The sequence below is a fragment of the Delftia sp. ZNC0008 genome, assembly GCF_000799035.1.
Lineage (GTDB): Bacteria > Pseudomonadota > Gammaproteobacteria > Burkholderiales > Burkholderiaceae_C > Comamonas > Comamonas tsuruhatensis.
Window position 1 is genome coordinate 1 of the sequence record NZ_JTKZ01000676.1, and the last position, 6954, is coordinate 6954.

9 protein-coding genes are annotated in these 6954 nt (G+C 66.4%); 6 read left to right on the plus strand and 3 right to left on the minus strand.

Annotated features, from left to right (window positions below):
* On the minus strand, positions 1-406 hold a 406-nt coding region (locus L995_RS22095; protein WP_047473728.1), incomplete at its 3' end, for an ATP-binding cassette domain-containing protein.
* 386 nt (positions 407-792) lie between these two features.
* Here L995_RS22095 and L995_RS22100 point away from each other — a divergent pair.
* The 4 genes from L995_RS22100 (at position 793) to L995_RS22115 (ending at position 3916) form a co-directional block, all read left to right on the plus strand.
* Positions 793-1674, plus strand: coding sequence for a methionine ABC transporter ATP-binding protein (locus tag L995_RS22100; protein ID WP_046985622.1), 882 nt, complete (start codon positions 793-795; stop codon positions 1672-1674).
* 50 nt (positions 1675-1724) lie between these two features.
* The gene (locus tag L995_RS22105; RefSeq protein WP_012206396.1) at positions 1725-2390 is read left to right on the plus strand and encodes a methionine ABC transporter permease; all 666 of its coding nucleotides are present in this window, start codon (positions 1725-1727) and stop codon (positions 2388-2390) included.
* 62 nt (positions 2391-2452) lie between these two features.
* Complete coding sequence (locus L995_RS22110) at positions 2453-3283, plus strand: MetQ/NlpA family ABC transporter substrate-binding protein (protein ID WP_017407338.1); 831 nt, start codon at positions 2453-2455, stop codon at positions 3281-3283.
* Positions 3284-3367: 84 nt separating this feature from the next.
* Complete coding sequence (locus tag L995_RS22115) at positions 3368-3916, plus strand: NADPH-dependent FMN reductase (RefSeq protein ID WP_016448265.1); 549 nt, start codon at positions 3368-3370, stop codon at positions 3914-3916.
* A gap of 91 nt (positions 3917-4007) precedes the next feature.
* Here the strand turns inward: L995_RS22115 and L995_RS22120 are convergent, their stop codons facing one another.
* The gene (locus L995_RS22120; RefSeq protein WP_047473729.1) at positions 4008-4490 is read right to left on the minus strand and encodes a hypothetical protein; all 483 of its coding nucleotides are present in this window, start codon (positions 4488-4490) and stop codon (positions 4008-4010) included.
* 334 nt (positions 4491-4824) lie between these two features.
* Positions 4825-5463, minus strand: a complete 639-nt coding sequence (locus L995_RS22125) for an FMN-dependent NADH-azoreductase (protein WP_016448263.1) — start codon at positions 5461-5463, stop codon at positions 4825-4827.
* Positions 5464-5638: 175 nt separating this feature from the next.
* On the opposite strand from L995_RS22125, the gene L995_RS22130 reads away from it, so the two are divergent.
* Together L995_RS22130 and L995_RS22135 are read left to right on the plus strand one after the other, a co-directional pair.
* Positions 5639-6568, plus strand: coding sequence for a LysR family transcriptional regulator (locus L995_RS22130; protein ID WP_016453282.1), 930 nt, complete (start codon positions 5639-5641; stop codon positions 6566-6568).
* A gap of 110 nt (positions 6569-6678) precedes the next feature.
* A partial coding sequence (locus L995_RS22135; protein ID WP_047473730.1) for an RBBP9/YdeN family alpha/beta hydrolase occupies positions 6679-6954 on the plus strand: 276 nt, incomplete at its 3' end.

Sequence of the window (6954 nt, forward strand, 5' to 3'; positions counted from 1 at the left end):
CCGCGTTGCTCAGCAGGGCGCGGGCGCGCTCCGTGGCCTCGCGCCGCGAGATGCCCGAAGGGCGCAATCCCAGGGCCAGCTCTTCCTCCACGGTGGGGAAGATGATCTGGTCGTCGGGGTTCTGGAACATCAGCCCGACCTGGCCCGGCCGCCTGGCGCGGGCCTCGTGCAGTTCGGTGCCGTCCAGCAGCACGCGCCCGGCCTGCGGCGCATCCAGGCCGCACAGCAGCCGGAACAGACTGGTCTTGCCCGCGCCGTTGTCGCCGATGAGTCCCACGCGCGGCTCGTCCAGCTGCAGGTCCAGGCCATCAAAGACGGTTGTGATGCCACGCCGCAGGCGCACCGCTTCCACGCGCAGGCTGGCGGCGCAGGCGGGGCAGTCGGCAGTTCGGGAGGATTCAGCCATGGCGAATGAAAGCGGGTACTTACCTGTAATGCACGCAACCACAAGGAATCTTGCCGTTGTACAGGCCTGTCGGGGGCGGATTCTAGCAATGCCGTCCAGGCCGTACATCAAGGCTTGAAAGACGGCAATCGATATAAGCACCGTATTTTTTATTCTTTTGTTTGAACAACGTTTTGCAACACACTCGTTAGAACACTAATGACGGCAGATCCTGGGGATTCGCCTGTGCTTGGCGACGACGCAAGACAACGCATGCCCATCGGCTTGCAACTGCGTCCAACTGCGCAGCACAGGGCCCGGAAATTGCGCGCCATTGCCTGGAGATGGCGGTGCAAAGGCTGCCGTTGCCGATCCCAGGACCGTTTTCACTGCCGAACCGAGACTCCATGACCGTCCAGACCGCCCATTTGGCCCCGGAAAACGCGCTGATCCGCCTGCGCGACCTGCAAAAGAAATTTGTAACAGCCGATGGCAAGCACTTCGATGCCGTGCGTTCGGTATCACTGGACATCGGCCAGGGCACGGTCTTCGGCCTGATCGGCAAGAGCGGTGCGGGCAAGTCCACGCTGCTGCGCCTGATCAACCTGCTCGAGCGTCCCGACAGCGGCGAGGTGGTGGTGGCAGGCCAGCGCCTGACCGATCTGGGCCGCCGCGCGCTGCGCGAGGCGCGCCAGAACATCGGCATGATTTTTCAGCAGTTCAACCTGCTGCAGAACGCCAGCGTGTTCGAGAACGTGGCCTTTCCGCTGCGCATCCATGGCGGCCACTCGCGCGCCCAGATCGAGCAGCGCGTGCGCGAATGCCTGGACATCGTGGGCCTGGCCGACAAGGCCGGCAGCTATCCGGCCCAACTGTCCGGAGGTCAGAAGCAGCGCGTGGCGATTGCGCGTGCCCTGGCGCCGCGCCCGCAGGTGCTGCTGTGCGACGAGCCCACCTCGGCGCTGGACAGCGAGACCACGCGCTCCATCCTGGCCACGCTGGCGGACATCAACAGCCGCCTGGGCGTGACCATCGTCATCGTCACGCACGAGCTGGCCGTGGTCGATGCGCTGTGCAGCGAGGTGGCCATCATCGAGCAGGGCCAGGTGGCCGAACGCTTCACGCTGCCCGCCCTGCCGCAGGGCCGTGCCTACGAGGCGCCGCAGCGCGCCACGCTGCTGGGCAGCGAACTTGAGGCCCTGCGCGTGGAGCGTGCCGACAAGGCCCTGCGCGAGCGCGGCGCCACCCGCCCCGTGGTGCTGCGCGCCGTGGGCGGCTCCGAGCACTGACGGGCTTTCGCCCGGTCCCGTTTTCCTCTTCTTTTAGCTTCCGCATTCCCATGTCTGAAAACATCGTCGAAATCCTGCCCGAGCTGTGGCTGGCCATGGGCCAGACCCTTTTGATGCTGGGCATCGGCCTGTCGGCCGCCGTGCTGATCGGCGGCCCGCTGGGCGTGCTGCTGTTCCTGCTGGGCCCCGGCCAGTCGCTGGACAACCGCCCGGCCTTTGCCGTGCTGAACTGGACGGTCAATACCGTGCGGTCCTTCCCCTTCATCATCTTGCTGGTCGCGCTGGTGCCCTTCACGCGCTGGCTGGCCGGCACCTCCATCGGCCCACTGGCTGCGGCCGTGCCGCTGTCCGTGGCGGCCATTCCCTACCTGGCACGCCTGGTGGACCAGTGCCTGCGCGACGTGCCGCGCGGCGTGATCGAGGCCGCGCACGCCATGGGCGCCTCGGAGCTGCAGATCGTCTGGCGCGTGCTCATCGTCGAGGCGCGTTCGGGCCTGGTGCTGGCGCTGACCGTGCTGGCCGTGAGCTTTCTGTCGTACTCGGCCATTGCCGGCGTGGTGGGCGGCGGCGGCATTGGCGATCTGGCCATCCGCTACGGCTACTACCGCTTCCAGACCGATGTGATGGTGCTCACCGTGACCATCCTCGTGGCCATGGTCCAGGTCATCCAGTTCGTGGGCAACACGGCGGCCCGCCGCCTGGACAAGCGCGGCTGAGCGCGCTGTCCAGACCCGCTTTCTTCTTTCTTCCCGCTCCCTCCCAAAAAAAGGATTCCGACATGACCGCATCCCTTTCCTTCGTGCGCCGCCACCTGCTGGCCTCGGCCGCCGCCCTTGCCGCCGTCAGCGTGCTGGCGCTGCCCGCCCATGCCCAGGCCGACAAGAAGCAGCTGGTGATCGGCGGCACGGCAGGCTCCAACATCGACCAGCTCAAGCAGGGCATCGTGCCGCTGCTGCAAAAGAAGGGCTACCAGGTCAAGCTGGTGGAGTTCAACGACTACGTGCAGCCCAACCTGGCGCTGGCCCAGGGCTCGCTGGATGCCAACTTCTTCCAGCACCGTGTCTACCTGCAGAAGTTCGCGGCCGACCAGAAGCTGGACCTGGTGGAACTGGTGCAAGGCCCCATTGCCCCCCTGGGCGTGTACTCCAAGACCCGCAAGACCCTGGCCGAGGCCAAGGAAGGCGACCGCGTGACCCTGCCCAACGACCCGAGCAACCTGGCCCGCGCGCTGGTGCTGCTGGAGCAGGCCGGCCTGATCAAGGCCAAGCCCGGCATCGACCCGCTGCGCGTGTCCGAAAAGGACCTGGCCGAGAACCCGCGCAAGCTCAAGTTCATCCCGCTGGAAGCCGCGCAGCTGCCGCGCTCGCTGGGCGATACCGAATACGCCATCATCAACGGCAACTTCGCCATCTCCTCGGGCCTGAAGCTGACCGAGGCCGTCTCGCTGGAAAAGACCCCCGACCACTACCTGAACGTCGTGGCCATCAAGAAGAAGGACCAGGGCGCGGCATGGGCCAAGGACCTGGCCGAGGTCTACCGTTCGGCGGAGTTCAAGGCCGTGGTGGACAGCAAGTTCCAGGGCTATGCCAAGCCCACTTTCCTACAGTAAGCGCCGTGCAGGCAGCCACATAATGGCTGCCTGCGGGAGGTACGCCTCCCACCCGTTTTTCGCCACTTCCTCCAGGAGCAATGCATGAGCCAGATCAAGGTCGCTGTCATCGTGGGCAGCCTGCGCAAGGATTCCTTCAACCGCAAATTCGCCGACGCCATTGCGCGCCTGGCACCCGAAGGCCTGGTCTTCGAGCAGGTCGCCATCGATGCCCTGCCGCTGTACAACCAGGACCATGACGGCAATGAGGTGGACGTGGTCAAGCAGTTCCGCGCCCAGATCCAGTCGGCCCAGGCCGTGCTGTTCCTGACGCCCGAGTACAACCGCTCGATTCCCGGCGTGCTCAAGAACGCGCTGGACCAGGGCTCGCGCCCCTACGGCAAGAGCGTCTGGGCCGGCAAGCCCGCTGCCGTGGCCGGCGTCTCCGTGGGTGCCATCGGCACGGCGCTGGCGCAGCAGCACCTGCGCAATGTGCTGGCCTACCTGGACATGCCCACGCTGGCCCAGCCCGAAATCTTCATCCAGGCCAAGGACGGCCTGTTTGCCGAAGACGGCTCCATTGGCGCCGGCAGCCGCGACTTCGTGAACGGCTTCGTGCAGAAGTTCGCGGCCTGGGCGCGCAAGCACCAGTGAGCGGTGCGGCAAGGCCGCTCAAGACACAAAAAAGCCCGGCAATGCCGGGCTTTTGCGTTGCAGCTCCTGTGAGCGCAGAGGTCAGGACGCGTCAGGAAGCGGGAGACGGGTTGGCAATCGCCGCAGCAGGGCGCGCGGCGGACGACGCCTTCTCGCGCGCCTGGGCCTGGTCGATGGCGTCGATGATCACCACGCCGGTCGACTTGACACCGGGCGCCGAAAAGCCGGCACCGGGCGTCACGCCGGGATGGGCCAGCAGCTTGCGCGTCATTTCCTGGTTCAGCTGCCGCTGGCTGGGCTTGGCGGGGGTGGGCGCTGCGGCGGGCTGATCGGGCTCCTCGGGCGCAGGTGCCTCGTCGGTGTTGCGCACATAGCTGCGGTACACGCGGGAATTGAGCTGCTCCTGATCCTGCTCGCGCTGGTACTGCAGGAACTGGTAGACACCAATGCCCACCACGGTGATGGCCAGCAGGGACACGGCGATCACCGTGATCACCAGGTTTTCATCGGACGGAGGGCGGGCATGGACAGGGCCGCGGGGCCGGACATGGGGGCGGGGACTTGTGGCTGGCATGGATGGAAGGCAGTGAATGCAATGAGGCTGCCTGGATATCGGCAGGTCCGCCGGCTTTCTGAAATGCAGTCGGTTCGTGTCGGACAAAGCCGCGAATATGGCGGTGATGGTTCAGCCTAACAGCTTCGTGTGTCTGTAAAAGCGCGCAGCGCATTGCATTTTTCAAAGGAGGCGCTAGGGCGGATACCTCTTTTATTCGCACCAGTCCATCGGGAGCAATCCGGGCTGCCCGGGGCCGGTCGCTCTCGGGCGCCGTCCAAAGAAAAAGCGCCGGGGCCGAAACCCAGGCGCTTGTTCTTTGGGCGTACAGCCCTCGGCTGACCGCGATCCGCAATCAGGCGGCGATGGCCGCTTCCTGATTGGCGGCAGCCGCTGCACGCACGATGTCGTTGCGGGCCGATTCCAGGGCCTTGGCCTTGGACTCATCGCCCATGGCCACGCCTTCTGCGCGCACGATGCTCACATCGGTGATGCCCAGGAAGCCGAACACCGTCTTCAGGTAGCTTTCCTGGTGCTCCAGGGCCTGGCCCATTTCGCTGGTGGAGTACACACCGCCGCGCGTGGAGGCCACGATGACCTTCTTGCCCTTGGCCAGGCCTTCGGGGCCGGCTGCGGTGTAGCGGAAGGTGCGGCCGCCCTGGGCGATGCGGTCGATCCAGGCCTTGAGCTGGCTGGAGATGGTGAAGTTGTAGAACGGAGCGCCGACCACGACCACATCGGCCGCCAGGAACTGGCTCACCAGGGCTTCGGAGATGGCGTTCTGTGCGCGCTCGGCTTCCGTCGTGGCGGCCTGGCCGGTGCGAAAGCCCATGGACACTGCGTTCAGGTGGTCGGGGGCGTTCACGGCCAGATCCAGGTACTCGACCTTGGCGCCGGGGTTGGCGGCGACCAGGGCAGCCACGGTCTGGGCGGTCAGCTGTCGGGACACCGAAGCGGCGCCGGTGATGGAAGAGTCGATGTGCAGCACTTGCATGGAAAAGCTCCTGGGATGTCGGTTGGGATCGCGGTTGGGATCGGCCATTCGGGAAAGCTTGTAGGGCCGACGATGGGATCAATTGTGAATTTGGACAGAGTCTTTGATAAGCCGCAGAAATTGCGATAGATTGTCCTGAATTTGCAGCCAATGAGCACAGGGAGGGACGAGCGACATGATGGATCTCAACGACATGCTGTACTTCGCCGAGGTCGTGGAGCGCGGCGGCTTCGCCTCTGCCGGGCGGGCGCTGGGCATACCCAAGTCCAGGCTGTCGCGGCGCGTGGCCGAACTGGAGGCCCGGCTCGGAGTGCGCCTGCTTCAGCGCACCACGCGCAAGCTCTCGCTGACCCAGGTGGGCGAGGCCTATCTGCGCCATTGCCAGGCCATGCGCGATGCGGCCCTGGCCGCCGCCGACACCGTGGCCGAGGTGCAGACCGAGCCGCGCGGCACCATCCGCGTGAGCTGCCCCGTCACCCTGGCCCAGACCGTGCTGGGCGAGCTCATGCCCCAGTTCCTGCAGCGCTGCCCGCTGGTGCATGTGGAGATGCAGGTGACCAACCGGCCCGTGAACCTGGTGGAGGAGGGCATCGACGTGGCGCTGCGCGTGCGCCCCAGCCTGGAGGACAGCGGCTCCATGGTCGTCAAGCGGCTGGATGTGGCGCGCCAGATCCTCGTTGCCAGCCCGGAGCTGCTGGAGCGCCAGGGCACGCCGCGTGCACTGGCCGACCTGCAGCACCTGGACAGCATGTCCATGTCGGCGGTGGATGGCCAGTCCAGCCTGCTGCTGGTCGGCCCCGAAGGCCGCGAGCAACGCCTGCAACTGCAGCCGCGCTACGTGGTGGATGACCTGCTGACGCTGAAATTCGCGGCGCTGGCCGGCAGCGGCATGTGCTGGCTGCCCGACTACATGTGCCATGAGGAACTGGCCGAAGGCCGGCTGGTCCATCTGCTGCCGGGCTGGGAGCCGCCGCAGGGCATCGTGCATGCGGTCTTCCCCTCGCGGCGCGGCCTGGCGCCGGCCGTGCGGCATTTCCTGGACTTCCTGGGAGAGACCGTGCCGGGGCGAAACAGCCACGCCACGCGCGAGCCGGCGGTGCGCTGAGGCTGCACCCCGCCACGCCATAAGAAAACAACAAATCGTTCGTTGGGATCGTCGGCGGCGTTCTCCACAATCGGGGCCCATGTCCAGCAATGGACAGTCCAGGAGAACCCATGAATCCCCACCGCATCATCATCGTGCCCGGCTGGCGCAACTCCGGCCCTGACCACTGGCAAAGCCTGTGGGCACAGCAGCTGCCGCATGCCGAGCGGGTGGAACAGGACGACTGGCTCGTGCCGCACCGCGAACCCTGGGTGGCCGCGCTGGAGCAACTGGTGCTGTCCCGGCCCGAGCCCGTGGTGCTGGCCGCCCACAGCCTGGGCTGCATCACGGCCGCGCACATGGGGCCCGAGGCCAGCGCCCGCGTGCAGGGTGCGCTGCTGGTGGCG

Coding starts and splice junctions, on each gene's coding strand:
- L995_RS22105 (WP_012206396.1), top strand. CDS start 1,725: ATGTCTGAAAACATCGTCGAAATCCTGCCCGAGCTGTGGCTGGCCATG.
- L995_RS22115 (WP_016448265.1), top strand. CDS start 3,368: ATGAGCCAGATCAAGGTCGCTGTCATCGTGGGCAGCCTGCGCAAGGAT.
- L995_RS22100 (WP_046985622.1), top strand. CDS start 793: ATGACCGTCCAGACCGCCCATTTGGCCCCGGAAAACGCGCTGATCCGC.
- L995_RS22130 (WP_016453282.1), top strand. CDS start 5,639: ATGATGGATCTCAACGACATGCTGTACTTCGCCGAGGTCGTGGAGCGC.
- L995_RS22110 (WP_017407338.1), top strand. CDS start 2,453: ATGACCGCATCCCTTTCCTTCGTGCGCCGCCACCTGCTGGCCTCGGCC.
- L995_RS22125 (WP_016448263.1), bottom strand. CDS start 5,463: ATGCAAGTGCTGCACATCGACTCTTCCATCACCGGCGCCGCTTCGGTG.
- L995_RS22120 (WP_047473729.1), bottom strand. CDS start 4,490: ATGCCAGCCACAAGTCCCCGCCCCCATGTCCGGCCCCGCGGCCCTGTC.